The sequence below is a fragment of the Streptomyces sp. NPDC037126 genome (assembly GCF_055605965.1).
The window spans coordinates 18,894-43,486 of the sequence record NZ_JBVJTD010000025.1 but is presented as its reverse complement, the minus strand read 5'-3'; the positions used below and the strand labels follow the sequence as shown (position 1 = coordinate 43,486).

General features: G+C 70.1%; 23 protein-coding genes. 3 read left to right on the top strand and 20 right to left on the bottom strand.

From position 1 onward, the window contains the following. The first annotated feature begins 72 nt into the window (after positions 1–72). The 3 genes from ACZ7FF_RS37090 (at position 73) to ACZ7FF_RS37080 (ending at position 3,831) form a co-directional block, all read left to right on the top strand. A complete protein-coding gene (locus ACZ7FF_RS37090) occupies positions 73–1,248 on the top strand; it encodes a sensor histidine kinase (protein WP_470818127.1) in 1,176 nt (391 codons plus the stop codon). Beyond that, positions 1,245–1,886, top strand: a complete 642-nt coding sequence (locus ACZ7FF_RS37085; protein WP_470818125.1) for a response regulator — start codon at positions 1,245–1,247, stop codon at positions 1,884–1,886. The genes ACZ7FF_RS37090 and ACZ7FF_RS37085 overlap by 4 nt, the downstream gene beginning before the upstream one ends. A gap of 124 nt (positions 1,887–2,010) precedes the next feature. Beyond that, positions 2,011–3,831, top strand: a complete 1,821-nt coding sequence (locus ACZ7FF_RS37080) for a glycosyl hydrolase family 18 protein (RefSeq protein ID WP_470818124.1) — start codon at positions 2,011–2,013, stop codon at positions 3,829–3,831. Between the two features lie 72 nt (positions 3,832–3,903). On the opposite strand, the gene ACZ7FF_RS37075 is transcribed toward ACZ7FF_RS37080, so the two are convergent. The 20 genes from ACZ7FF_RS37075 to rho all read right to left on the bottom strand — a co-directional run bounded on the left by ACZ7FF_RS37075 (position 3,904) and on the right by rho (position 24,529). Beyond that, positions 3,904–4,350 (bottom strand): DUF2550 domain-containing protein, encoded by a 447-nt coding sequence (locus tag ACZ7FF_RS37075; RefSeq protein WP_470818122.1) that lies wholly within the window; start codon positions 4,348–4,350, stop codon positions 3,904–3,906. Positions 4,351–4,525: 175 nt separating this feature from the next. After that, the gene (locus tag ACZ7FF_RS37070; RefSeq protein ID WP_452968093.1) at positions 4,526–4,900 is read right to left on the bottom strand and encodes a F0F1 ATP synthase subunit epsilon; all 375 of its coding nucleotides are present in this window, start codon (positions 4,898–4,900) and stop codon (positions 4,526–4,528) included. Positions 4,901–5,011: 111 nt separating this feature from the next. Next, complete coding sequence (gene atpD / locus ACZ7FF_RS37065; RefSeq protein WP_470818120.1) at positions 5,012–6,448, bottom strand: F0F1 ATP synthase subunit beta; 1,437 nt, start codon at positions 6,446–6,448, stop codon at positions 5,012–5,014. Continuing rightward, a complete protein-coding gene (locus ACZ7FF_RS37060; RefSeq protein ID WP_470818118.1) occupies positions 6,448–7,365 on the bottom strand; it encodes a F0F1 ATP synthase subunit gamma in 918 nt (305 codons plus the stop codon). The genes atpD and ACZ7FF_RS37060 overlap by 1 nt, the downstream gene beginning before the upstream one ends. Positions 7,366–7,386: 21 nt before the next feature. After that, complete coding sequence (atpA, locus tag ACZ7FF_RS37055) at positions 7,387–8,976, bottom strand: F0F1 ATP synthase subunit alpha (RefSeq protein ID WP_470818116.1); 1,590 nt, start codon at positions 8,974–8,976, stop codon at positions 7,387–7,389. 140 nt (positions 8,977–9,116) lie between these two features. Beyond that, entirely contained in the window at positions 9,117–9,932 is an 816-nt protein-coding gene (locus ACZ7FF_RS37050; RefSeq protein ID WP_470818115.1) for a F0F1 ATP synthase subunit delta, read from the bottom strand. Next, on the bottom strand, positions 9,929–10,480 hold the full coding sequence (locus ACZ7FF_RS37045; protein WP_470818113.1) for a F0F1 ATP synthase subunit B: 552 nt from the start codon (positions 10,478–10,480) through the stop codon (positions 9,929–9,931). Before ACZ7FF_RS37045 ends, ACZ7FF_RS37050 begins: the two co-directional genes overlap by 4 nt. A gap of 39 nt (positions 10,481–10,519) precedes the next feature. After that, entirely contained in the window at positions 10,520–10,759 is a 240-nt protein-coding gene (locus tag ACZ7FF_RS37040) for an ATP synthase subunit c family protein (RefSeq protein ID WP_003992984.1), read from the bottom strand. Positions 10,760–10,828: 69 nt separating this feature from the next. Further along, positions 10,829–11,599: a F0F1 ATP synthase subunit A gene (gene atpB / locus ACZ7FF_RS37035; RefSeq protein WP_470818226.1), complete on the bottom strand. Its 771-nt coding sequence runs from the start codon at positions 11,597–11,599 to the stop codon at positions 10,829–10,831. A gap of 273 nt (positions 11,600–11,872) precedes the next feature. Continuing rightward, positions 11,873–12,310 carry a hypothetical protein gene (locus ACZ7FF_RS37030; RefSeq protein ID WP_470818112.1) on the bottom strand — a complete coding sequence of 146 codons (438 nt, stop codon included), beginning with the start codon at positions 12,308–12,310 and terminating at the stop codon, positions 11,873–11,875. 303 nt (positions 12,311–12,613) lie between these two features. Further along, positions 12,614–13,927: an MraY family glycosyltransferase gene (locus ACZ7FF_RS37025; RefSeq protein WP_470818110.1), complete on the bottom strand. Its 1,314-nt coding sequence runs from the start codon at positions 13,925–13,927 to the stop codon at positions 12,614–12,616. 152 nt (positions 13,928–14,079) lie between these two features. Further along, entirely contained in the window at positions 14,080–15,318 is a 1,239-nt protein-coding gene (locus ACZ7FF_RS37020) for a serine hydroxymethyltransferase (protein WP_470818108.1), read from the bottom strand. A 112-nt stretch (positions 15,319–15,430) separates the two neighbouring features. Further along, positions 15,431–16,108, bottom strand: coding sequence for an arsenate reductase/protein-tyrosine-phosphatase family protein (locus ACZ7FF_RS37015; RefSeq protein WP_470818106.1), 678 nt, complete (start codon positions 16,106–16,108; stop codon positions 15,431–15,433). Next, entirely contained in the window at positions 16,105–16,752 is a 648-nt protein-coding gene (locus ACZ7FF_RS37010) for an L-threonylcarbamoyladenylate synthase (protein WP_452968070.1), read from the bottom strand. Before ACZ7FF_RS37010 ends, ACZ7FF_RS37015 begins: the two co-directional genes overlap by 4 nt. A gap of 61 nt (positions 16,753–16,813) precedes the next feature. Next, the gene (prmC, locus tag ACZ7FF_RS37005) at positions 16,814–17,659 is read right to left on the bottom strand and encodes a peptide chain release factor N(5)-glutamine methyltransferase (RefSeq protein WP_470818104.1); all 846 of its coding nucleotides are present in this window, start codon (positions 17,657–17,659) and stop codon (positions 16,814–16,816) included. 39 nt (positions 17,660–17,698) lie between these two features. Then, entirely contained in the window at positions 17,699–18,766 is a 1,068-nt protein-coding gene (gene prfA / locus ACZ7FF_RS37000; protein WP_470818103.1) for a peptide chain release factor 1, read from the bottom strand. A 108-nt stretch (positions 18,767–18,874) separates the two neighbouring features. Then, positions 18,875–19,096: a 50S ribosomal protein L31 gene (rpmE, locus tag ACZ7FF_RS36995; RefSeq protein ID WP_196459309.1), complete on the bottom strand. Its 222-nt coding sequence runs from the start codon at positions 19,094–19,096 to the stop codon at positions 18,875–18,877. A 155-nt stretch (positions 19,097–19,251) separates the two neighbouring features. After that, the gene (locus ACZ7FF_RS36990) at positions 19,252–20,385 is read right to left on the bottom strand and encodes an LCP family protein (RefSeq protein ID WP_470818101.1); all 1,134 of its coding nucleotides are present in this window, start codon (positions 20,383–20,385) and stop codon (positions 19,252–19,254) included. 197 nt (positions 20,386–20,582) lie between these two features. Next, a complete protein-coding gene (locus tag ACZ7FF_RS36985; protein ID WP_470818224.1) occupies positions 20,583–22,316 on the bottom strand; it encodes a trypsin-like serine protease in 1,734 nt (577 codons plus the stop codon). A 218-nt stretch (positions 22,317–22,534) separates the two neighbouring features. Continuing rightward, positions 22,535–24,529 (bottom strand): transcription termination factor Rho, encoded by a 1,995-nt coding sequence (gene rho, locus ACZ7FF_RS36980; protein WP_470818099.1) that lies wholly within the window; start codon positions 24,527–24,529, stop codon positions 22,535–22,537. Positions 24,530–24,593: the final 64 nt, after the last annotated feature.

Here is a 24,593-nt window from a genome sequence, read left to right as displayed (position 1 = left end):
AAGCGAAAGTCGCAGTCCAGGACCGTCCTCCGGGAGCACGCGGCCCGTGCGTGGGCCGTGTTGGATGGGGGCATGGCTCTCGCACCGCTCCGCCCCCGCCGCGACGATCTGTGCATCGCCGCGGTCGGGCTGCTCGGCGGGGTGCTGCTGTGGGCGCTCGGCATCCACCCGCGCCTGCCCACGGCCCCGGTCGTGCTGTGGGCGCGGCCCTGGGCCCCGCTGGTGCCGCTGGTGGTGACGGCCGCGTGCGAGCCGCTGCGCCGGACCCGGCCGCGCCTCGGACTGCTGGCCGGCACGCTGGCGCTGGTCCTGGACGCGGTGACGGTGGGCAGCGTCGTCACCGTGGTGATGTACACCGACCTGATGTACGCGGCCGTGCTGTACGGCACCGCGTCCTCCGCCCGGCGCATCCCCTGGATCACCGGGATGCTGACGGTGCTCGGCGGGGTCGTGCCCGCCGCGCTCTGGCGCGATCCGCAGGGCCTGCTGATCGGGGTCGGTGTCGGCGTGGTCGCGTTCGCGCCGGCCGCCACCGGCTGGGTGGTGCGCAACCACCGGGACGCCGCCGAGACCGCCGGGCTGCGCGCCGAACAGACGGCGCTGCTGGCCGAGATGGACCGGGTGCAGGCCGTCACCGCCGAACGCGCGCGGATGGCAAGGGAGTTGCACGACATGGTCGCCAACCACCTGTCGGCGATCGCCATCCACTCCACGGCCGCGCTGTCGCTCGACGACCCGGACACCTCCCGGGAGGCCCTGACCGTCGTCCGGCAGAACAGCGTCGCGGGGCTGGCCGAGATGCGGCGGCTGATCGGCGTCCTGCGGGACAGCGGCGACGACGTCGAGCCGTCGGCCACCCCGTCCCTGGAGGGCCTGACCGCCCTGGTGGACGGCGCCCGCGCCAACGGCCTGGACGTCACCCTCGACGCCGGCCACGGCACGGTGCCCGCACCCGTCGGGCTGGCGGCCTACCGCATCGTGCAGGAGTCGCTGACCAACGCCCTGAAGCACGCGGCGACGGGGGCCGTCGACGTCGTCCTGCAGCAGGCGGACGGCACCCTGCGGGTCCGGGTGACCAGCCCCTACCGGCCCGGTGACACGCCCCGCGCCCCCGGCTCGGGCGCCGGGCTCACCGGGATGCGGGAGCGGGCCGCGCTGCTCGGCGGCAGCCTGGCCGCCGGACCCGACGGCGCCCGGTGGACCGTGCGCGCCACGCTTCCGCTCACCGAAGGAGAGGTCACCGCATGATCCGTGTCCTGGTCGCCGAGGACCAGTCCGCCGTACGCGCCGGTCTCGTGCTGATCCTGCGCAGCGCGCCCGGCATCGACGTGGTGGGCGAGGCGGAGGACGGCGCCCGGGCGGTCGAGCTGACGCGGGAGCTGCGGCCCGACCTGGTGCTGATGGACGTGCAGATGCCCCGCCTGGACGGGGTGTCGGCGACCCGGCAGATCACCGCCGAGCGGCTCGCGGACGTGCTGGTGCTCACCACCTTCGACCTGGACGAGTACGTGTTCGGGGCGCTGCGGGCGGGGGCGTCCGGGTTCCTGCTGAAGAACGCGGAGGCGAGGGACCTGATCGACGCCGTGCGTACGGTGGCGCGGGGCGAGGGGCTGATCGCGCCGTCCGTGACCCGGCGGCTGATCGCCGAGTTCGCCGCGGGTCCCGGGCGGGGCACGAGGACGGATCCGGCCGTGCTGGACGGTCTGACCCGGCGCGAGCGCGAGGTGCTGTCCTGCCTCGGCGGGGGCCTGTCCAACGCGGAGATCGGGGTCCGGCTGGCCATGGCGGAGGGCACGGTGAAGACGCACGTCAGCCGGTTGCTGGGCAAGCTGGAGCTGCGCAGCCGCGTGCAAGCGGCCGTACTGGCACAGGAGTTGGGGATCTAGTCGACCGTCACGGGAATGGTCCAGACCTATTGACCCGTGGTCCAGACCTTTCTACCCTCGGGGCACCGTGGGCGTGAAGGCTCAGTCATGCCCCTGACACCCCCAACCACCGAGGAGGCGCAGCATGCGCTTCAGACACAGAGCCGCGGCAGGGTTCGCGACCCTGTTGCTCCCGCTGGCCGGCCTGGTCGGCCTCGCGGGCCCCGCCCAGGCCGCGGCGAACGCCACCGCCACCTACACCAAGTCCAGCGACTGGGGAACCGGCTTCGGCGGTCAGTGGACCATCAAGAACACCGGTACCTCCAGCATCAGCTCCTGGACCGTCGAGTGGGACTTCCCCTCCGGTACGTCCGTGACCTCCGCCTGGGACGCGGACGTCAGCAGCTCCGGCACCCACTGGACCGCCAAGAACAAGTCCTACAACGGCACCATCGCCCCAGGCGCCTCCGTCTCCTTCGGCTTCAACGGCGCCGGATCGGGCTCGCCGAGCAACTGCGAGCTCAACGGCGACAGCTGCGACGGCACCACCGCCCCGGGCGACGCGGCCCCGAGCGCCCCCGGCACCCCGACCGCCTCCGGCGTCACCGACACCTCGGTGAAGCTCTCCTGGGGCGCGGCCACCGACGACAAGGGCGTCAAGAACTACGACGTCCTGCGCGACGGCAAGGTCGTCGGCACGGTGACGACCACCTCGTACACCGACACCGGACTGACCGCCGGCACCGACTACTCCTACACCGTGCAGGCCCGGGACACCGCCGGCCAGACCGGCCCGGTCAGCGGCGCGGTCGCGGTGCACACCACCGGCGGCGGAACCACTCCCCCGCCCGCCGGCGGCAAGGTCAAGCTCGGCTACTTCACCGAGTGGGGCATCTACGGCCGCAACTACAACGTCAAGAACCTGGTGACGTCCGGCTCGGCCTCGAAGATCACGCACATCAACTACGCCTTCGGCAACGTCACCGGCGGCAAGTGCGCGATCGGCGACTCCTACGCCGACTACGACAAGGCGTTCACCGCCGACCAGTCGGTCAGCGGCGCCGCCGACACCTGGGACCAGCCGCTGCGCGGCAACTTCAACCAGCTGCGCGAGCTGAAGGCCAAGTACCCGAACCTGAAGGTGCTGTGGTCCTTCGGCGGCTGGACCTGGTCCGGCGGCTTCGCCGACGCGGCCAAGGACCCGGCGGCCTTCGCCCAGTCCTGCTACGACCTCGTCAACGACCCGCGCTGGGCCGACGTGTTCGACGGCATCGACATCGACTGGGAGTACCCGAACGCCTGCGGCCTGTCCTGCGACACCAGCGGGGCCGCGGCCTTCAAGAACGTGATGGCCGCGCTGCGCGCCAAGTTCGGCGGCGGCAAGCTGGTCACGGCCGCGGTCACCGCCGACGGCTCGGCCGGCGGGAAGATCGAGGCCGCCGACTACGCCGGAGCCTCCCAGTACGTCGACTGGTACAACGTGATGACGTACGACTTCTTCGGCGCCTGGGACGCCCAGGGCCCGACCGCCCCGCACTCCCCGCTCACCTCGTACTCCGGCATCCCGAAGGCGGGCTTCACCACCGCCGACGCGATCGCCAAGTACAAGGCGACCGGCGTCCCCGCGAGCAAGCTGCTCATCGGCATCGGCTTCTACGGCCGCGGCTGGACCGGCGTCACCCAGGACGCCCCGGGCGGCACGGCCACGGGACCGGCGGCCGGCACCTACGAGCAGGGCATCGAGGACTACAAGGTGCTCAAGACGTCCTGCCCGGCCACCGGCACCGTCGCGGGCACGGCGTACGCGCACTGCGGCAGCAACTGGTGGTCGTACGACACCCCCGCCACCATCGCCGGGAAGATGAGCTGGGCCAAGTCCCAGGGTCTGGGCGGCGCGTTCTTCTGGGAGTTCAGCGGTGACACCAGCAACGGCGAGCTGGTGAGCGCCATCAACAGCAACCTGTAAAAGGTCGTCTGAGCGACGTTGACGCTCCCCCGGACTTCGCCCGTGGGACCCCCACCCAGAGGGTGGATGTGGCTACGCCACATTCACCCTCTGTCCGGGCGGGGCCGCCTCCAGCCACGCGAGAAAACCGGTCAGCGCGTCATCGCTCATGGCGAGTTCGAGGCGCGTGCCCCGGTGGGCACAGGCGAGGACCACCGCGTCGGACAGCAGCGCCAGTTCCTCCTCGCCCTCGGGCAGCCGGCGGCCGGCCACCTCGATCTGCGCGCGCTCCAGGGTCCGCCGGGGGCGCAGGGCGTAGGAGAAGACCCGGTACCACTCGATGCGGTCGCCGTTGTAGCGGGCGACGCCGTAGCTCCAGCCCTTGCCGTTCGCGTCCGGTTTCTCGGCCACGTCCCAGCGCAGCGAGCAGTCGAAGGTCCCGCCGGAGCGCTGGATCAGCCTGCGGCGCAGCCCGAACAGGAACAGTCCCACCACCACGAGCGCGACCACGATCCCGCACACAGTCAGAGCGAGGACCATCGGCACCGACCTCCTCGTCTCCTAGGAACTGCTTCTGTTACTGAGTAATGAAACGGAAAAAACACCCACATCTGCCTCAGCCGCGACCGGCACCGGATTACTCCGGGCCGACCGCGGCTGAGTGATGTCATGCAGCGCTCCCCCAGAGCCTAGAGGCCCTGGGAGGTGCTCCCGGTCAGCGCGCCGACGCCGCGCGGAGGCGGACGTCCGCGCGACGCTCGGCGGCGGCGTCGCCCTCCGCCTTCGCGCGCTCCAGATCCCGCTCCGTGCGCTGGACATCGATCTCGTCCGACAGCTCGGCGATCTCGGCCAGCAGCGACAGCTTGTTGTCCGCGAACGAGATGAAACCGCCGTGCACCGCGGCGACGACCGTTCCACCATCACTCGTACGGATGGTCACCGGGCCCGACTCCAGCACACCGAGCAGCGGCTGGTGACCGGGCATGACGCCGATGTCGCCGGAGGTGGTGCGCGCGACGACCAGGGTGGCCTCGCCGGACCAGACCTGGCGGTCCGCGGCGACCAGCTCGACGTGCAGCTCAGCAGCCAAGGGTGGCTCCTCGGGTCACCACCCGGCGGTTCTGCCGGGTGTTGGGGTCAATTCTAGTGGGCGTGACGGAGGGGGCGGGACGGACCCCGCCCCCTCGGACGAGCACGGGGCTCAGGAGACGCCCAGCTCCTTGGCGTTGGCCTTGAGGTCCTCGATGCCACCGCACATGAAGAACGCCTGCTCGGGGAAGTGGTCGTACTCACCGTCGCAGATCGCGTTGAACGCGGCGATCGACTCCTCCAGCGGAACGTCCGAACCGTCCACGCCGGTGAACTGCTTGGCGACGTGGGTGTTCTGGGACAGGAAGCGCTCCACGCGACGGGCACGGTGGACGACGAGCTTGTCCTCCTCGCCGAGCTCGTCGATACCGAGGATCGCGATGATGTCCTGGAGGTCCTTGTACTTCTGCAGGATCGTCTTCACGCGCATGGCCGCGTTGTAGTGATCCGCGGCGATGTACCGCGGGTCCAGGATGCGGGACGTGGAGTCCAGCGGGTCCACGGCCGGGTAGATGCCCTTCTCGGAGATCGGACGGGACAGAACCGTCGTCGCGTCGAGGTGGGCGAAGGTGGTGGCCGGGGCCGGGTCGGTCAGGTCGTCCGCGGGGACGTAGATCGCCTGCATCGAAGTGATCGAGTGACCGCGGGTCGACGTGATGCGCTCCTGGAGGAGGCCCATCTCGTCGGCCAGGTTCGGCTGGTAACCCACCGCGGACGGCATGCGGCCGAGCAGCGTGGAGACCTCGGAACCGGCCTGCGTGAAGCGGAAGATGTTGTCGATGAAGAACAGCACGTCCTGCTTCTGGACGTCACGGAAGTACTCGGCCATGGTGAGGCCGGCCAGCGCGACGCGCAGACGGGTGCCCGGGGGCTCGTCCATCTGACCGAAGACCAGGGCGGTCTTGTCGATGACGCCCGAGTCCTGCATCTCCTCGATGAGGTCGTTGCCCTCACGGGTGCGCTCACCGACACCGGCGAACACGGAGACACCGTCGTGGTTGTTGGCGACGCGGTAGATCATCTCCTGGATGAGCACCGTCTTGCCGACGCCGGCGCCACCGAACAGGCCGATCTTGCCGCCCTTGACGTACGGGGTGAGCAGGTCGATGACCTTGACGCCCGTCTCGAACATCTCGGTCTTCGACTCGAGCTCGTCGAAGTTCGGGGCCTTGCGGTGGATGGACCAGCGCTCGCCCTCGTACTGCTCGTCGACGTTCAGCACCTCACCGAGGGTGTTGAACACCTTGCCCTTGGTGAAGTCGCCGACCGGGACGGTGATGCCGTCGCCGGTGTCGACGACCGGGGCCTGGCGGACCAGGCCGTCGGTGGGCTGCATGGAGATCGTGCGGACCAGGCCGTCACCCAGGTGCTGGGCGACCTCCAGGGTCAGCGTCTTCTTCTCGCCCGCGTTCGCCGGGTCGGCGACCTCGACGTGCAGGGCGTTGTAGATGTCCGGCATCGCGTCGACGGGGAACTCCACGTCGACGACCGGGCCGATGACCCGGGCGACGCGGCCCGTAGCCGTCGCGGTCTCAACAGTGGTGGTCATTATCGGTCACTCCCCGCGGTCGCGTCGGCCAGGGCGCTCGCGCCACCGACGATCTCGCTGATTTCCTGGGTGATTTCGGCCTGGCGGGCCGCGTTGGCAAGACGGGAGAGCGTGTTGATCAGCTCGCCCGCGTTGTCGGTGGCCGACTTCATCGCGCGCCGCGTGGCGGCATGCTTCGAAGCGGCCGACTGAAGCAGCGCGTTGTAGATCCGGCTCTCCACGTAGCGCGGCAGCAGGGCGTCGAGGACGTCCTCCGCCGAGGGCTCGAAGTCGTACAGCGGGAGGATCTCGCCCTTGGGGGCGGCCTCCTCCGCGACCTCTTCGAGGCGCAGCGGCAGCAGCCGTGCGTCGAGCGCCGTCTGCGTCATCATCGAGACGAACTCGGTGAAGACGATGTGGAGTTCGTCCACACCACCCTCGGCCGTCTCCTTCTCGATCGCCTCGATCAGGGGCGCCGCCACCTTCTTGGCGTCCGCGTACGACGGCTCGTCGGTGAAGCCCGTGAACGACTCCGCGATCTTGCGCTCGCGGAAGTTGTAGTGGGCGACACCACGCCGGCCGACGATGTACGTGTCGACCTGCTTGCCCTCGCGCTGCAGGCGCTCGGTCAGCTGCTCCGCCGCCTTGATGGCGTTGGAGTTGAAGGCGCCGGCCAGACCGCGGTCGCTCGTGAGGAGCAGGACCGCGGCACGGGTCGGGTTCTCCGTCTCCGTGGTGAGCGGGTGCTTGGTGTTCGAACCCGTACCGACCGCCGTGACCGCGCGGGTGAGCTCCTGCGCGTACGGCGCGGAGGCCGCCACCTTGCGCTGCGCCTTGACGACGCGCGAGGCGGCGATCATCTCCATCGCCTTGGTGATCTTCTTGGTCGCGCTGACGGATCGGATGCGACGCTTGTAGACCCGGAGCTGGGCTCCCATGAGTCAGGTCCCTTCCTTACGTCACTTGGCGGTGGCGGGGGTGTCCTCGCCGAGGAGCTTGCCGTCCGAGGTCTCGAACTGCTTCTTGAACTCGGCCACCGCGTCGTCGATCGCCTGGATCGTGTCGTCCGACATCTTGGCGCCCTCGCGGATGGAGGTGAGCAGGCCGCCCTCCTTGCGGTGGAGGTAGTCCAGCAGCTCGCGCTCGAAGCGGCGGATGTCGGCGACCGGGACGTCGTCCATGCGGCCGTTGGTGCCGGCCCAGACGGAGACGACCTGGTCCTCGGTGGCCATCGGCTGGTACTGGTCCTGCTTCAGCAGCTCGACCATGCGCGAACCGCGCTCCAGCTGGGCCTTCGAGGCCGCGTCCAGGTCGGAACCGAAGGCGGCGAACGCCTCCAGCTCACGGAACTGGGCGAGGTCGACACGGAGGCGGCCGGAGACCTGGCGCATCGCCTTGTGCTGGGCGGAACCACCGACTCGGGACACGGAGATACCGACGTTCAGCGCGGGACGCTGACCGGCGTTGAACAGGTCCGACTCCAGGAAGCACTGGCCGTCGGTGATGGAGATGACGTTGGTCGGGATGAACGCCGAGACGTCGTTGGCCTTCGTCTCGACGATCGGCAGACCGGTCATCGAACCGGCACCCATGTCGTCGGAGAGCTTGGCGCAGCGCTCCAGCAGGCGGGAGTGCAGGTAGAAGACGTCACCCGGGTAGGCCTCACGGCCCGGCGGGCGGCGCAGCAGCAGGGACACGGCGCGGTAGGCGTCGGCCTGCTTCGAGAGGTCGTCGAAGATGATGAGGACGTGCTTGCCCTCGTACATCCACTGCTGGCCGATGGCCGAACCGGTGTACGGCGCCAGGTACTTGAAGCCGGCCGGGTCGGACGCCGGGGCGGCGACGATGGTCGTGTACTCCAGCGCGCCGTTCTCCTCCAGCGCGCGGCGCACGCCGGCGATGGTGGAGCCCTTCTGGCCGATGGCGACGTAGATGCAGCGGACCTGCTTCTTCGGGTCGCCGGTGCGCCAGTTGTCACGCTGGTTGATGATCGTGTCGACGGCCAGGGCGGTCTTGCCGGTCTGGCGGTCACCGATGATCAGCTGACGCTGACCACGGCCGATCGGGGTCATCGCGTCGACGGCCTTGTAGCCGGTCTCCATGGGCTCGTGCACCGACTTGCGCTGCATGACCGTGGGGGCCTGCAGCTCCAGCGCACGGCGGCCGGACGTCTCGATCTCGCCGAGGCCGTCGATCGGGTTGCCGAGCGGGTCGACAACACGGCCGAGGTAGCCCTCGCCGACCGCCACGGAGAGCACCTCACCGGTGCGCTGCACCGGCTGACCCTCCTCGATGCCGCTGAACTCACCGAGGACGATGGCACCGATCTCGCGCTCCTCGAGGTTGAGGGCGAGGCCGAGGGTGCCGTCCTCGAACTTCAGCAGTTCGTTGGCCATGGCCGAGGGCAGGCCCTCGACCTTCGCGATGCCGTCGCCGGCAAGGGTGACCGTACCGACCTCCTCGCGCGAGGCCGCGTCCGGCTTGTACGACTGGACAAAGTTCTCCAGCGCGTCCCGGATCTCCTCCGGCCGGATCGTGAGCTCCGCCATCTGGGTTCCCTGCTCTCCTTGTTGGGCCCGAAGTTTCACTTGGGGGGGATGGGGACTCCCCCCTGAAAGAGGTGAATCCTCTGCACGGCCCAACCAGGGCCGTAGGTACGTACTGCTTTTCTCGAGATGCCGAGTTGCTGTTAGCTCGCCATGCGGCGGGCGGCCTCGTCGAGCCGGTCCGCGAGGGAGCCGTTGATGACCTCGTCACCGACCTGCACCCGGATACCGCCGAGGACCTCGGGGTCCACGTCCAGGTTGAGGTGCATCCGGCGGCCGTAGAGCTTCGCCAGGGACTCGCCCAGACGCTGCTTCTGCTGGTCGCTCAGCGGCACCGCCGAGGTGACGACCGCCACCAGCCGGTCCCGGCGCTCGGCGGCGAGCTTGGACAGGGACTCCAGTCCCGCTTCCAGGCTACGTCCCCGCGGCGCGGTCACGAGGCGGGCGACCAGACGCTCGGTGGCGGGCTTGGCCCGTCCGCCCAGCAGCCGGTTCAGCAGCTCGGTCTTGGCCTGTCCGCTCGCGGCGCGGTCGGTCAGCGCGGCGCGCAGCTCGGTGCTCGAGGAGACGATCCGGCCGAACCGGAACAGCTCGTCCTCGACCTCGTCGAGGGTGCCCCGCTTCTCCGCGGCCGTGAGGTCGGCGATGTCCGCCAGCTCCTCCAGCGCGTCGACCAGGTCGCGGGACTGCGACCAGCGGGCACGGGCCATCCCCGACACCAGGTCGGCGGTGGCACCGCTGACCTGGGCGCCGAGCAGGCGCTGCACCAGCTGCGCCTTGGCCTCAGCGGCCTTCGCCGGGTCGGTGAGGACCCGGCGCAGGCCGGCCTCGCGGTCGAGCAGCGCGGTGACGGCCGCCAGCTCGTCGGCGAGCGTGGTCGCGTCCACGGACGTGGAGTCCGTCAGCGCGTCGAGACGCTCCCGTGCGGCTGCCAGGGCCTCGCGGCTCGCTCCGTTCATCGCGTGGCCTCGGCCTTCTCCTCGAGCTCGTCGAGGAAGCGGTCGATGACACGGCTCTGGCGGGCGTGGTCCTCGAGGGACTCGCCGACGAGCTTGCCGGCCAGGTCGGTGGCGAGCTTGCCGACGTCCTGACGCAGCGCGGACGCGGCGGCCTTGCGGTCGGCGTCGATCTGCGTGTGACCCGCGGCGACGATCTCCTCGCGCTGCCGCTGGCCTTCGGCCCGCATCTCGGCGATGAGCGCGGCACCCTGCTCCTGCGCCTCCTGGCGCAGGCGGGCGGCCTCGTGCCGTGCCTCGGCGAGCTGTGCCTTGTACTGCTCAAGGACGCTCTGGGCCTCGACCTTCATGGCCTCGGCCTCTTCGATACCGCCTTCGATCGCCGCGCGGCGCTCCTCCAGAACCTTGTTGATGTTCGGAAGCAGCTTCTTCCAGAAGAAGAAGAACACGATGGCGAAGGCGATGGTGCCGACGACCAGCTCGGGCCACTCGGGAATGAGCGGGTTGCCGCCCTCCTCCGGGGCCGCCAGCTGTACCAGGTTGGCGATCACATCAGTGCCTTTCGTCGATGCGTGTCGGTGGGGAAGTTCTTACTTCACACCGAACACGAACGGCATGACGATGCCGATGAGGGCGAGCGCCTCACAGAAGGCGAAGCCCAGGATCTGGTTGGCACGGATCAGGCCGGCGGCCTCGGGCTGGCGGGCGAGGGCCTGGGTGCCGTTGCCGAAGATGATGCCGACGCCGATGCCGGGGCCGATAGCCGAGAGGCCGTAACCGACGGAACCGATGGAACCGGAGACAGCGGCGAGGGTCTCAGTGGCAGCCATGCTGAATCTTCCTTCTCTTTACGGACCGGTGGGGGTTGGCCACCGGACGACCTGGGGGGTGGGTGGGGCTCAGTGGTGCTCGGCGAGAGCGCCCTGAATGTAGGAACAGGCCAGCAGTACGAAGACGTACGCCTGGACGGCCTGGACGAAGAGCTCGAAGCAGATCATGGCCATCGTCATCACGAAGGAGACGCCGGCGGCCGGGACCATCCAGCTGTTCAGCAGGTACCAGGAGGCGACGGTGAACATCACCAGCATCAGGTGACCGGCGAACATGTTGGCGAACAGTCGCACCGCGTGCGTGAACGGGCGGACGAGGAGGTTCGAGAAGAACTCGATGACCATGACGAGCGGGAGCACCGCGCCCAGGGTCTTGTCGTAGCCCGTGATGTTCTTGAAGAAGCCGACGAAACCGTGGCGCTTGAAGGTCAGCCCGACCCACAGGATCCAGACGAGGGCGGCCAGGACCATCGGGTAGGCGATGATCGAGCCGACCGGGATCTGCGCCAGCGGGATCACGGACCAGACGTTCATGATCCAGACGAAGAAGAAGATGGAGACCATGAGCGGCACCCACTTCTCGCCCTCGCGCTTGCCGAGGGTCTCGTACACGATGCCGCGGCGCACGAAGTCGTAGCCGGCCTCGGCGACCATCTGCAGCTTGCCGGGAACGACCTTGGCCTTGCCGAAGGCCGCCGTGAAGAAGGCGACGATGAGGCCGGTGGTGATGAGCGCGAGCAGCATCACCTTGTTGAAGTCGAAGCCTCCGACCGAGGCGATCGGCTTGAACAGGAAGGAGTGCAGGCCCGGAGCCGGGAAGCCGCACCCGTTGTCGGACATGATCCGGCAACTCCAGTCAAAGGCGAGCTGGGTCTTGTCAGCACTCACCGCGGGCTCCTTCGGCGTGACGCATGGGTACGGCAACCTCGTTGTGTCGGCGCGGCGCACGGCCGCGGAGCGGCACCGGACAGGTGTTACGGATGTGGGGGCGGCTGAGGGGCAACGAGCCTCGCGATCGAGCAGGCGTCAGCTCAGTTGCCCGCGCCCGCGATGCCGCAGTTGGCACCGGACGATAGCAGGAGATCTCACAAGCCTTTATCTCGCCCCTACCCCTCACGACGACGGCCCCGTCTTCTCGTGCTTCTCGCTCTTCGAGGAGTCCGGGTCGACATAGAAGATCTTGGCCTTCATGTGTGCGCGCGCCTGCGCGGCCATCCACACGACGGTCGTGACCACCAGCGACAACGCGAACGCCTTCGGATTGAAGAGGGAGGTGCCCTTGAAGACGGCGACGAAGATGAAGAGGAGCAGTAGCTGGGCCATGTAGAGCATCAGGCCCATTGCCTGGAACAGCTGCGGAAGCGTTTTCGCCGTCCACTGCAGCACGTAGAGGCCGATCCCCATGAACAGGAGGGCCAGCACCGTGCCGATGGCCGCGCCGAGCGCACCTTTGCCCCCCGCGACCGCGCCGCTCACGGCGACGGCGATCACGCCGGCGGCCGCTGCGGGCACAGCGATCTGCAAGAGGTTCCGGGCGTCATTGGACGGCATGGCGGCAACTCCGCTTTCACAGGGGGCAGGGTGTCGTCATGGACGAGCGTAGTCCCGGGCCGAGTGATCGAGACCTCACACCAATGGACCGTCGCACTACGGTCCTTCGGTTCTACCCCGGGTTCTCGTGAACCGTATCACAAACTATTTGATGAGGTCTTTACCTGGTCGGTGTGCTTGCTGTCACACATGAGAGTGACAGTGCGCGTCTGTGCAAGAACCGGGGTGCCTTGTCTGATATTGGGGGGCTTTGGTCCCCCACGAGTTGGCAATGCTCTCGTCAGATTCTTACCTTGAGCCGGCTCAGTCCCGGTCAAGAAAACGCGTACGGGCGCCCAGCGCGGTCGCCCCGTTGACGCCGGGAGCCCCGGCCGTGACGGGCGTGCGCTCCTCCTCGGCCGACTCGGCGCCGGAGGCCTCCGCCCCCGCCAGGGCCTCGGCCGCGCGGCGCCGTCGCCGGTACCGGGGCGGCACGAAGTGCTGGGCCCAGACCGGCACGCGCGGCGTGAAGCGCGGGAGGAGCAGCAGGACCAGGCCGACCGCGCTGAGGAAGACGACGCCCAGCACGATCCACATGGACGCCGAGTTCACCGAGTACGCCAGCGCCCCGAAGGCGATCAGCGCGGACCAGAAGTACATGATCAGCACCGCCCGGCTGTGCGAGTGGCCGATCTCCAGCAGACGGTGGTGCAGATGGCCCCGGTCCGCGGCGAACGGGGACTGGCCCCGCCAGGTGCGGCGGACGATCGCCAGGACCAGGTCGGCGGCCGGCACGGCGATGATCGTCAGCGGCATCAGCAGCGGGATGTACACCGGCACCATCTGGTGCACGGTGTTGCGCTCGGAACCGGAGAACAGCTTCATCACGTCCGGGTCCACCTGCCCGGTGACCGAGATCGCACCGGCGGCCAGGACCAGGCCGATCAGCATGGAGCCGGAGTCGCCCATGAAGATCCGCGCGGGATGCATGTTGTGCGGCAGGAAGCCGAGGCACATGCCCATCAGCACCGCGGCGAACAACGTGGCCGGGGCGGCGGCCTCGATGCCGTACGAGTACCAGATCCGGTAGGCGTACATGAAGAACGCCGCGGCGGCGATGCACACCATGCCGGCGGCCAGGCCGTCGAGGCCGTCCACGAAGTTGACCGCGTTGATGGTGATGACGACCAGCGCCACCGTGAGCAGCGTGCCCTGCCACTGGGTCAGGGCCACCGTGCCGACGCCGGGAACCGGCAGCCACAGGATGGTCAGACCCTGCATGACCATGACGCCCGCAGCGATCATCTGGCCGCCGAGCTTGATCAGGGCGTCGATCTCGAACTTGTCGTCCAGGACGCCGATCAGCCAGATCAGCGCGGCCCCGGAGAGCAGCGCCCGCGGCTCGTTGGACTTGTCGAAGACCCAGTTCAGGTTGGTCAGGTGGTCGGCGACCAGCAGCCCCGCGCACAGGCCGAAGAACATGGCGATCCCGCCGAGGCGCGGAGTGGGTTCCCGGTGCACGTCCCGTGCCCGGATCTCCGGCATCGCCCCCGCCACGATCGCGAACTTCCGTACCGGCCCTGTCAGCAGGTACGTCACCGCGGCCGTGACGCAGAGCGTCAGCAGGTATTCACGCACGGGCTTCCCCACAGGTCTCGCTGGCCATCACAGCCCCACACCCTAGCGGCGGACGTATATGGATGGGGACTTCCGGGTAGCCAGGATGGTTGCACGTGTGGCTGTGCACGACGGTGCACAGCAGGGTCCACGACGGTACCGCCTACCCCGTTTCAGCCGGGATACGGCGGGAAAGCGGCGGTCAGCTCCCGCACCTCCTCCCGCGCCCCGGCCGGGTCCCGCTGCCCGCGCAGCACGCCGGCGAGGAGCGCGGCGATCCGCACCATCTCCGGCTGCCCCATGCCCTGTGTGGTCACCGCGGCGGTGCCCAGGCGCAGGCCGCGGCCGTCCCCGTGCGGGAGCGCGCAGCAGTCCAGGACCAGCCCCGCGGCGGCGAGCCGGCCGCGCGCGGTGCGGCCGTCCACGCCGAGCGGGGCCGGATCGGCGGTGATCAGATGGGTGTCGGTGCCCCCGGTGGTCACGGTCAGTCCCTCGGCGGCCAGGTGACCGGCGAGTACCCTGGCGTTGGCGACCACCTGGTGGGCGTACGCGGCGAACGCCGGTGTCGCCGCCTCGCCGAACGCGACGGCCTTGGCGGCGATGGTGTGCATCTGCGCCCCGCCCTGGGTGAACGGGAACACGGCCCGGTCCACGCGCTCGGCAAGCTCGCTCCCGCACAGGATCATGCCGCCGCGCGGGCCGCGCAGCACCTTGTGCGTGGTCGCGCAGACGACATCGGCGTAGGGCACTGGGTTCGGCGCCGCTCCCCCGGCGACCAGCCCGATGGGGTGCGCGGCATCGGCGATCAGATAGGCGCCGACCTCGTCGGCGACCTCGCGGAAGAAGGCGTGGTCGAAGTGGCGGGGATAGGCGATCGAGCCGCACACGATCGCCTTCGGCCGGTGGTTGCGGGCCAGGTGGCGCACCTGGTCGTGGTCGGCGAGCCCGGTCTCGGCGTCGACGCCGTAGCCGACGAAGTCGAACCAGCGGCCCGAGAAGTTGGCCGGCGAGCCGTGGGTGAGGTGGCCGCCGTAGGGCAGTCCCAGGGCCAGGACGGTGTCGCCGGGGCGCAGCAGGGCCGCGTAGGCGGCCAGGACGGCCGAGGAGCCCGAGTGGGGCTGGACGTTGGCGTGCTCGGCGCCGAACAGCGCCTTGGCGCGGTCGACGGCGAGGCGTTCGGCGACGTCGACGATCTCGCAGCCGCCGTGGTGGCGGGCACCGGGATAGCCCTCGGCGTACTTGTTGGCGAGCGGGGAGCCCAGGGCCGCGAGGACGGCGGGCGAGGTGAAGTTCTCGGCGGCGATCAGCTGGAGCGTCGTCGACTGCCGCGCGAGCTCTCCGAGCAGGATCTCGGCGAGCTCGGGGTCCTGCTGCCGCAGGACGTCGGTCTCGAGAGCAGGGGTGACCGCCATGATGGGCTCCGGGCGTCGACGGGGACGTAGGTCCAATGTAGGCCGGTGACGCGAGGGACGCCCGGTGTCGCGGACGCGCCGGGGCCCGCTCCCCCGAAGGGCCCACCGGGCCCTACATCCGCGCCGTGACCCCCGTCAGCGCGGTCACGACCGGATCCAGCGCGTCCCTTATCTCGTCGCCGATGGACCGGAAGAAGGTCAGCGGGGCGCCGTAGGGGTCGTACACCTCGTCCGCCTCGGCGGTCGGGGCCAGCAGCCAGCCGCGCAGCGCCGCGGCCGCACGCACCAGCGCACGGGCCCGCGTGACCACGCCGTCCTCCAGGGGCGGCAGCGTGGCCGGGTCTATCGCCCGGACCAGCCGGGTGAACTCCTTCAGCGTGAAGGTGCGCAGGCCCGCCGAGTGGCCCATCGAGATGACCTGGGCGCGGTGGTCGCGGGTGGCGGTCAGCACGAGGTCGGCCATGATGACGTGCTCGTCCAGCAGCTCCCGGCCGGTGAACCCGGAGGCGTCCGCGCCGAAGTCGGCCAGCACGGTCTCCGCGTTGGCCTCCATCGGCGCGCCCTCGTGGCCCCAGGTGCCCGCGCTCTCCACGATCAGCCCGCCGCCGAGCACGCCGAGGCGCTCGGCGACGAAATGCCGGGTCAGCCGCTCGGTGATGGGCGAGCGGCACACGTTGCCGGTGCTGACGTGGAGGATGCGGAAGGCGTCGCGCGGGAGACCGAACGTGGTGGTCTGCTCCGCGGCACGCTCCCCGACGCCTATGCCACGCCCCGCTTCAGGGGCCGTCAATTCGCCACCTCGAGGTCGGGTACGACCTTGCGCAGCTCGTCCGGGGAGATCGCGCCCTCGCGCAGCAGCAGCGGCACCTCACGGGAGACGTCCACGATGGACGACGGCACGTTGCCCGGGGTCGGGCCGCCGTCGAGGTAGACGGACACGGAGTCGCCGAGCATGTCCTGGGCGGCGTCGCAGGTCTCCGGAGCCGGGTGCCCGGTGAGGTTGGCGGAGGAGACGGCCATCGGGCCGACCTCGGTGAGCAGCTCGATGGCGACCGGGTGCAGTGGCATGCGCACGGCAACCGTGCCCCGGGTGTCGCCGAGGTCCCACTGCAGGGACGGCTGGTGGCGGGCGACGAGCGTGAGGGCACCGGGCCAGAACGCGTCGACCAGCTCCCAGGCCAGCTCGGAGAAGTCCGTGACCAGGCCGTGCAGGGTGTTCGGGGAGCCGATGAGGACGGGCGTGGGCATGTTGCGACCCCGGCCCTTGGCGCCGAGCAGGTCGGCGACGGCCTCGGAGGAGAACGCGTCGGCGCCGATGCCGTACACCGTGTCGGTCGGGAGCACCACCAGCTCGCCCCGGCGGACGGCGGACGCGGCCTCACGCAGACCCGTCACGCGGTCGGTCGCGTCATTGGTGTCGTATCGCCGTGCCATGTCTAGCGGGCCTCCTCGTACACGTACTGCGGGACTTCGGAAAAAGCTGCCTGGGGGGAGCTCACGGCAGCGCCTTGCGCGCCGTCGCGAACCGGGGGCGGTTGTTGAGGTCCGGGTGGTCGGCCGCGTCGGCCCAGCCCCGCTCCTCGGTGAAGATCCACGGCACCTGCCCGCCCTGGGTGTCGGCGTGCTCGATCACCACGACCCCGCCGGGACGCAGCAGCCGGTGCGCGGTGCGCTCGATGCCGCGGATCAGGTCGAGGCCGTCCTCCCCCGAGAACAACGCGAGCTCGGGGTCGTAGTCGCGGGCCTCGGGGGCGACGTACTCCCACTCGGTGAGCGGGATGTACGGCGGGTTGGACACGACCAGGTCCACCTGGCCGTCGAGGTCGGGGAAAGCGCTCAGCGCGTCGCCCTGCCGCAGGTCGACCCTGGAGCCCGCCATGTTCTTGCGGGTCCACACCAGGGCCTCCTCGGACAGCTCCACGGCGTGCACCCGCGAGCGCGGGACCTCCTGGGCGAGGGCGAGCGCGATCGCGCCGGAGCCGGTGCACAGGTCGACGATGCACGGTTCGACCACGTCCATGGCGCGTACGGCGTCTATGGCCCAGCCGACCACGGACTCGGTCTCCGGCCGGGGCACGAAGACGCCCGGCCCGACCTGCAGCTCCAGGTAGCGGAAGTAGGCTCGCCCGGTGATGTGCTGCAGCGGCTCGCGCTGCTCACGCCGGGCGATGACCTCCCAGTACCGGGCGTCGAAGTCCGCATCCTTCACGGAGTGCAGTGCGCCGCGCTTCACGCCGTGGACGAACGCGGCGAGCTCCTCCGCGTCGGTGCGCGGCGAGGGCACGCCGGCGTCGGCCAGCCGCTGGGTGGCCTGGGCCACCTCCGCGAGCAGCAGGTTCACGCGAGTCCTCCGTGTCGTGCTCGTACGTGCGTACGTGTCTTACGCGGCTGCGAGCTTCGCCGCCGAGTCGGCGTCGACGCAGGCCTGGATGACCGCGTCGAGGTCGCCGTCCAGCACCTGGTCCAGGTTGTACGCCTTGAAGCCGACGCGGTGGTCCGAGATTCGGTTCTCCGGGAAGTTGTAGGTGCGGATCTTCTCGGAGCGGTCGACGGTGCGCACCTGGCTGCGGCGGGCGTCGGCGGCCTCCCGCTCCGCCTCCTCCTGCGCCGCCGCGAGCAGCCTGGAGCGCAGGATACGCAGAGCCTGCTCCTTGTTCTGCAGCTGGCTCTTCTCGTTCTGGCAGGAGGCCACGACTCCGGTCGGCAGGTGCGTGATGCGCACCGCGGAGTCGGTGGTGTTGACGGACTGGCCGCCCGGGCCGGAGGACCGGTAGACGTCGATCCGCAGGTCGTTCGGGTTGATCTCCACGTCCACCTCCTCGGCCTCGGGGGTGACGAGGACACCGGCGGCGGAGGTGTGGATGCGGCCCTGGGACTCGGTGGCCGGGACGCGCTGCACCCGGTGCACCCCGCCCTCGTACTTCAGCCGCGCCCAGACGCCCTGGCCGGGCTCGGTCTGCCCGCGGGTCTTCACCGCGACCTGGACGTCCTTGTAGCCGCCCAGCTCGGACTCGGTGGCGTCGATGATCTCGGTCTTCCAGCCCACACGCTCGGCGTAGCGCAGGTACATGCGCAGCAGGTCGCCCGCGAACAGCGCCGACTCGTCGCCGCCGGCACCGGCCTTGATCTCCAGAATGACGTCCTTGTCGTCACTCGGGTCGCGCGGGATCAGCAGGAAGCGCAGGCGCTCGGTCAGCTCCTCGCGCTGCTTGTCCAGCTCCTTGACCTCGGCGGCGAAGTCGGGGTCGTCGGCGGCCAGCTCACGCGCTGTCTCGGTGTCGTCGCCCGTCTGCTTCCAGGAGCGGTACGTGGCGACGATCGGGGTCAGCTCGGCATAGCGCTTGTTCAGCTTGCGCGCGTTCGCCTGGTCGGCGTGGACCGACGGGTCGGCGAGCTTCTTCTCCAGGTCGGCGTGCTCTGCGACGAGCTCCTCGACTGCCTCGAACATCTTCGGCTCCTGTACTGCGGTGGAAAGGGAAGGGCGGGCGACCAAAAACGCCGGTCCCGGCGCACACCCGGCAGGGCGTGCGGCCGTGGACCGGCGAAATGGGGCTCGCTACTTCTTGGAGCCGGCGGCCTTGCCGAAGCGGGCCTCGAAGCGGGCCACACGGCCACCGGTGTCGAGGATCTTCTGCTTGCCCGTGTAGAACGGGTGGCACTCGGAGCAGACCTCGGCCCGGATGGCGCCGGACTCGATGGTGCTGCGGGTGGTGAACGACGCGCCGCAGGTGCAGCTGACCTGCGTCTCGACGTACGCGGGGTGGATGTCGCGCTTCAAGGTGTCTCCTAGGTTTCGGGAGGGCGCCGGGTCGCCGCCGCGGGGTGCGGGAGCGTGAACCGGAGCCGACGTACCAGTCTGCCAGGACTGGGGCCATCCCCCAAAACCGGGGGTGCGGTTGTTCTATTCCCCGGGGGCCGGGCGGGCGGCCGCCCTCAGGAGGCGCTGACGACGTGCTCGGCCTGGCCGCCGGCCGCGCCCTTGGTGGCCGAGCCGGGGACGGGCCGGTCGTTCCTCAGGGCGTCCCAGACCTGCTGGGCCTTCGCCTTCTCCTCCAGGACCCGGTTGAGGTTCGCGGGGTCGTACCGGACCGGCATGGTGACCATGGTCATGTCGCGGGAGCCGATGCCCTTGAGGCCGTTGGCGAAGTCGATGAGGGAGTTCACCGAGCCGAGCGCGGAGTCGGTGGTGACCGACTTGGTGGCGGTGTCGGCGAGGTCGTAGAGCCTCTTGGGGTCGCTGAACACGCCGACGTTCTTGACCTGCGTGATCAGCGCCTTCACGAAGGCCTGCTGGAGCTGGATGCGGCCGAGGTCGGAGCCGTCGCCGACGCCGTGCCGGGTGCGGACCAGACCGAGGGCCTGCTGCCCGTCCAGGGTGTGGGTGCCGGCCTTGAGGGTGAGGTGGCTCTGCGGGTCGTCGATGTTCTTCGTGGTGGTCACCGGGACCCCGCCGAGATTGTCGATCAGCTTCTGGAAGCCCGCGAAGTCGACCTCCAGATAGTGGTCCATCCGGATGCCGGTGAGGGACTCGACGGTCTTCACCGCGCAGGCCGCGCCGCCGGTGGAGTAGGCCTCGTTGAACATCACGCCGGACACCGCCTGGTGCGCGGTGCCCCTGGTGTCGGTGCACTCGGGGCGGTCCACGAGGGTGTCGCGCGGGATGGAGACCACGGCGGCCTTCTTGTGGCCCTGGTAGACGTGCACGATCATCGCGGTGTCCGAGCGGGCACTGCCGTCGTCCGTGCCGCCGCCGAGCTTCCTGTTGGAGCCGGAGCGGGTGTCCGAGCCGAGGACCAGGATGTTCTCGGAGCCGTTGTCGATCTTCGTGGGGCGGTCGCTGCCGAGGGCCTGGTCGATGTCGACGCTGCGGATGTTGCCGTTGAGCTTGAAGTACAGGTACCCGGCGCCGGCCCCGCCCAGCACGACCACGCCCGCGGCCGTCCAGGCCGCCGCGAGCAGGGCCTTGCGGCGCGTGCCGCCACCCTTGCGGCGCCCCCCGCCTCGCTGGCTGGGGCTGTTCCCGCCCGGCTCGGTTATGCCGGGCTCCGGCGTACTCTCCGCGGCCACGTCTCTCCTAGGTGTCGCTGGTTCGATTACCCCCTGTTTTCAGGGTCAGGCGCGGACCTCACCGCTCCATCGTCGCTCCGTGTGGTCAGACGGAGAAACTCGGGACAGGGTTGCACGACGCAGAGTGCCCATCGCGTGGGGCGATGGGCACTCTGCGTAGTCGTTCACGAGGGGGCGAGCTTCGCCCACCTGCGGCTTCAGCCCCAGACGTCGTACGCCTGGAAACCGGTGCCGGCCGAGACCCTTGTGGCAAAGATCTCGCTTGTGGCCTTTCCGGTGCCCTTGTACAGGTACAGGGTGCCGCCGGGGGTCCGGGCCAGGAAGTCGGCCTTGCCGTCGCCGCTCACGTCGCCGACCGCGTCGAAGGCGTTGTAACCGGTCCAGGCGCTGCGCACCTTGACGCGGGCGGAGAAGGCGCCGGTGCCGGACTTGCCGGTGCCCTTGTACAGGTACAGGTCGTCGCTGCCGGACTTGCGGGCGAGCAGGTCGGCCTTGCCGTCACCGGTGAAGTCCCCGTGCCCGCGCACCGAGTTGTACTGGTTCCAGCCCGTGCCGACCTCCACGCGGGAGCCGAAGGTGCCGTTGCCCTTGCCCGGGTAGATCCACAGCGCGCCGCCGGAGTCGACGGACAGGATGTCGGGCAGGTAGTCGCCGGTGACGTCGCCCGGGGCGATGATCCGGGTGCGGGTCTTCCAGCCGCTGAAGATCTTCGTGTCGGCCCAGGAGCCGCTCGTACGGGCGCTGTTGAGCACGTAGTGCTCCCAGTACACGTCACCGGTGGAGCTCACCCGGTAGACGAGGTCCTGGAAGCCGTCCCGGTTGAGGTCCGTCTGCAGCACCATGTTGGTGCCGCTCCAGTTGCCCCAGGAGACCCGGGAGCCGAACGCGCTGCCGCTGGAGTCCTTCTCGTAGCCGGTCTTCGAGGAGGACTCCCGCACGAAGATGTCGGCCTTGCCGTCCGCCTTGTTGTCGAACAGGCTCAGGTTGGTGTCGTCGATCTGCGGGTAGGCCGCGCCGACGTACGTCGTGACCTTGCTGAAGACGCTGTACCCGCCCTTCGCCACGCAGTCCGTGACGCCCCAGGAGACCACGCCGGCGATGCGGCCGCCCACCACGAGCGGGCCGCCGGAGTCGCCGTTGCAGGTCGCCTGGGTCCCGGTGTCGCTGCCCGACTGCGTGCCGGCGCAGACCATGTGCCCGGCGATGTACGCCGGGCCGTAGGCACCGGTGCAGGTGCTGTCGGCGTGCAGGGTCAGCGTGGCGGTCTTGAGCGTCTGGGAGATGTCGTCGCTGGTGGAGCTGGTGCGGCCCCAGCCGTAGACCTTGGCGCTGGTACCGGACTTGTAGGACGCCGTGTCGCCGGTGGTGACCATGCGGATCGGCGTGGCCCTGACCGGGACGGCCAGGGTGAGCACCGCGATGTCGTTGTCGGCGGGCGGCTGGCTCGCGGTCCTGCCCACGGTGTATGACGGGTGGTTCCACTGGCGTGTGACGGCGGTCGCCTGACCGCCGTGCAGGTCCGTCGTGCCCGTGGTGGCGGTGGTGGGCAACTGGTCGGTGCCGGTGACGACGGCGCCGTAGGCCTTCCAGTTGTAGCTCTTGCCGCTCTCGTCCTTCACGCAGTGCGCGGCGGTGAGGATCTTCGTCGGCGCCACGACCGTCCCGCCGCAGAAGAAGCCGACGTCGTCACCGGTGTCGGCGGTGCCCTTGTCGTCGTAGTACCAGAGCTGGGCCATCCAGGGCGCCGAGGAGATGGTGGTCTCGTTGCCACCCACGATCTTCGGCGACACGGCGCCGCTGCGCTTCGCCGGCGCGCTGGTGCGCGCGGCACCGGCCACACGCTTGTCCAGTGTGGCCTGCGACGGCTGGGCGACGACCGGCCTGGCCGAGGGCTGCGGCAGCGCGGTGGCCGCACCGGCGGAGGTCGTCATCAGCGCGGCGGTCACGGCGGCGGCGACCGCGGCGGCGCCGAGGGGCAGGCCGACGCGTATCCGGCGTCTGTGCCGGCCCGGCAGGGCTGTAGGCAAGGGAGTTCCCCCCAGGGAGAGATGAGAAGGAGGGGACGCCCGGGGCGTCCCACTCCCCTCAGCGCCAAAAGGCCACCCCCTGTCACATGGCGACAGGGGGTGGCCTCGGCGTCCTGGGACGGTCAGTCTCCGTTGCCCGGAGTCGGCGTCGTCTTCTGGATCTGCATCAGGAACTCGACGTTCGACTTCGTCTGCTTCATCTTGTCGAGCAGCAGCTCGATCGCCTGCTGCTGGTCGAGCGCGTGCAGCACACGCCGCAGCTTCCAGACGACCGCCAGCTCCTCGTTGCCGAGCAGGATCTCTTCCTTGCGGGTGCCGGACGCGTCCACGTCCACCGCCGGGAAGATGCGCTTGTCGGCGAGCTTCCGGTCGAGCTTGAGCTCCATGTTGCCCGTGCCCTTGAACTCCTCGAAGATCACCTCGTCCATGCGGGACCCGGTGTCCACCAGGGCGGTGGCGAGGATGGTCAGCGAGCCGCCGTCCTCGATGTTGCGGGCCGCACCGAAGAAGCGCTTCGGCGGGTACAGGGCGGTCGAGTCGACACCACCGGACAGGATGCGGCCGGAGGCCGGCGCCGCCAGGTTGTAGGCGCGGCCCAGACGGGTGATGGAGTCGAGCAGCACGACCACGTCGTGACCCAGCTCCACGAGGCGCTTGGCGCGCTCGATGGCCAGCTCGGCGACCGTGGTGTGGTCCTCGGCCGGACGGTCGAAGGTCGAGGAGATGACCTCGCCCTTCACCGACCGCTGCATGTCGGTGACCTCTTCCGGACGCTCGTCGACGAGGACGACCATCAGGTGGCACTCGGGGTTGTTGTGCGTGATCGCGTTGGCGATCGCCTGCATGATCATGGTCTTGCCGGTCTTCGGCGGGGCCACGATCAGACCGCGCTGGCCCTTACCGATCGGCGAGACCAGGTCGATGATGCGGGTGGTGAGCACGCCCGGGTCCGTCTCCAGGCGGAGGCGGTCCTGCGGGTAGAGCGGGGTCAGCTTGTTGAACTCCGGGCGGCCACGGCCGTGTTCGGGCGCCATGCCGTTGACGGAGTCGAGGCGGACCAGCGCGTTGAACTTCTCGCGGCGCTCGCCCTCCTTCGGCTGACGGACCGCGCCGGTGACGTGGTCGCCCTTGCGCAGGCCGTTCTTGCGGACCTGGGCGAGGGAGACGTACACGTCGTTCGGGCCGGGCAGGTAGCCCGAGGTACGGATGAACGCGTAGTTGTCGAGGATGTCGAGGATGCCCGCGACCGGGATCAGGACGTCGTCCTCGGTGACCTGCGGCTCGGCACCCATCTCGTCACGGCCACGACGGCCGCGGCGGTCGCGGTAACGGCCGCGCCGGCCACGGCGGCCGCCCTCGAAGTCGTCGTCGTCCTGCGGGCCGGCGTTGCGGTCCTGACGGCCGCCCTGCTGCTGGCCCTGCTGCTGGCGGTCCTGACGGCCGCCGCCCTGCTGGTCGTCGCCCTTGCCCCGGCGGTCGCGGTCACGGTCGCGGCCGCGCTCACGGCGGTCGCGGCGGCCACGGCCGTCGCCGTCACCGGCGTCGCCCTTGGCCTCGCCCTGCTGCTGCGGCTGCTGGTTCGCCGGGGCCTCGGCCTTCGCCTCGCCCTTCGCCTCGGCGGCGACGGTCTCCGCGCCGTTCGCGGCGGGGCTGCCGGCCTCGGCGGTGGCACGGCGGCGGCGCCGCTCGGCCGGTGCGTCGTCGCTGGCCGGCTGGCCGGGGATCTCGATCTGCTGCTGGGCCACGGCCTTCTCGGCGGGGGCCTCCGACTTGCCCTCCGCCTTCTTGTCGGCGGTGTCCTCGCCGGTGCGGGCCTTGGAGGTGGTCCGGCGCTTCGGCTTGGTCTCGGTGGTGGCCTCGGCCTTCGCGGCCGGGGCGCCACCGGAGGCCTGCGCCTCCTTGATGACCTCAATCAGCTGGCTCTTGCGCATCCGCGCGGTGCCCCTGATGCCGAGGCCCGAGGCGACCTGCTGCAGCTCGGCCAGCACCATGCCCTCGAGGCCGGTACCACGGCGCCGCCGGGAGCCGGCACCGGTGGCAGGCGCGGAGGCGTCCGTGGCGGGCGCGGCAGCGGTCTCCTCGACACGTGCGCCCATCAGATCGGTGGTGTCGCTCACGAAGGGTCCTTCCCTGGAGCGGACGTCGGCCTGTCTGGCTCGGCGACCGGTTGTGCTGTCCGGC

Bases quoted from the DNA above. Each gene is read 5' to 3' on its own strand.
- ACZ7FF_RS37085 (WP_470818125.1), top strand. From the start codon at position 1,245: ATGATCCGTGTCCTGGTCGCCGAGGACCAGTCCGCCGTACGCGCCGGT.
- ACZ7FF_RS37090 (WP_470818127.1), top strand. From the start codon at position 73: ATGGCTCTCGCACCGCTCCGCCCCCGCCGCGACGATCTGTGCATCGCC.
- ACZ7FF_RS37010 (WP_452968070.1), bottom strand. From the start codon at position 16,752: ATGGCACGGCGATACGACACCAATGACGCGACCGACCGCGTGACGGGT.
- atpB (WP_470818226.1), bottom strand. From the start codon at position 11,599: ATGTCCGACAACGGGTGCGGCTTCCCGGCTCCGGGCCTGCACTCCTTC.
- atpD (WP_470818120.1), bottom strand. From the start codon at position 6,448: ATGACCACCACTGTTGAGACCGCGACGGCTACGGGCCGCGTCGCCCGG.
- ACZ7FF_RS37080 (WP_470818124.1), top strand. From the start codon at position 2,011: ATGCGCTTCAGACACAGAGCCGCGGCAGGGTTCGCGACCCTGTTGCTC.
- ACZ7FF_RS36985 (WP_470818224.1), bottom strand. From the start codon at position 22,316: ATGACGACCTCCGCCGGTGCGGCCACCGCGCTGCCGCAGCCCTCGGCC.
- ACZ7FF_RS37060 (WP_470818118.1), bottom strand. From the start codon at position 7,365: ATGGGAGCCCAGCTCCGGGTCTACAAGCGTCGCATCCGATCCGTCAGC.
- ACZ7FF_RS37050 (WP_470818115.1), bottom strand. From the start codon at position 9,932: ATGAACGGAGCGAGCCGCGAGGCCCTGGCAGCCGCACGGGAGCGTCTC.
- ACZ7FF_RS37040 (WP_003992984.1), bottom strand. From the start codon at position 10,759: ATGGCTGCCACTGAGACCCTCGCCGCTGTCTCCGGTTCCATCGGTTCC.
- ACZ7FF_RS37075 (WP_470818122.1), bottom strand. From the start codon at position 4,350: ATGGTCCTCGCTCTGACTGTGTGCGGGATCGTGGTCGCGCTCGTGGTG.
- ACZ7FF_RS37030 (WP_470818112.1), bottom strand. From the start codon at position 12,310: ATGCCGTCCAATGACGCCCGGAACCTCTTGCAGATCGCTGTGCCCGCA.
- prfA (WP_470818103.1), bottom strand. From the start codon at position 18,766: ATGTTCGAGGCAGTCGAGGAGCTCGTCGCAGAGCACGCCGACCTGGAG.
- atpA (WP_470818116.1), bottom strand. From the start codon at position 8,976: ATGGCGGAGCTCACGATCCGGCCGGAGGAGATCCGGGACGCGCTGGAG.
- ACZ7FF_RS37020 (WP_470818108.1), bottom strand. From the start codon at position 15,318: ATGGCGGTCACCCCTGCTCTCGAGACCGACGTCCTGCGGCAGCAGGAC.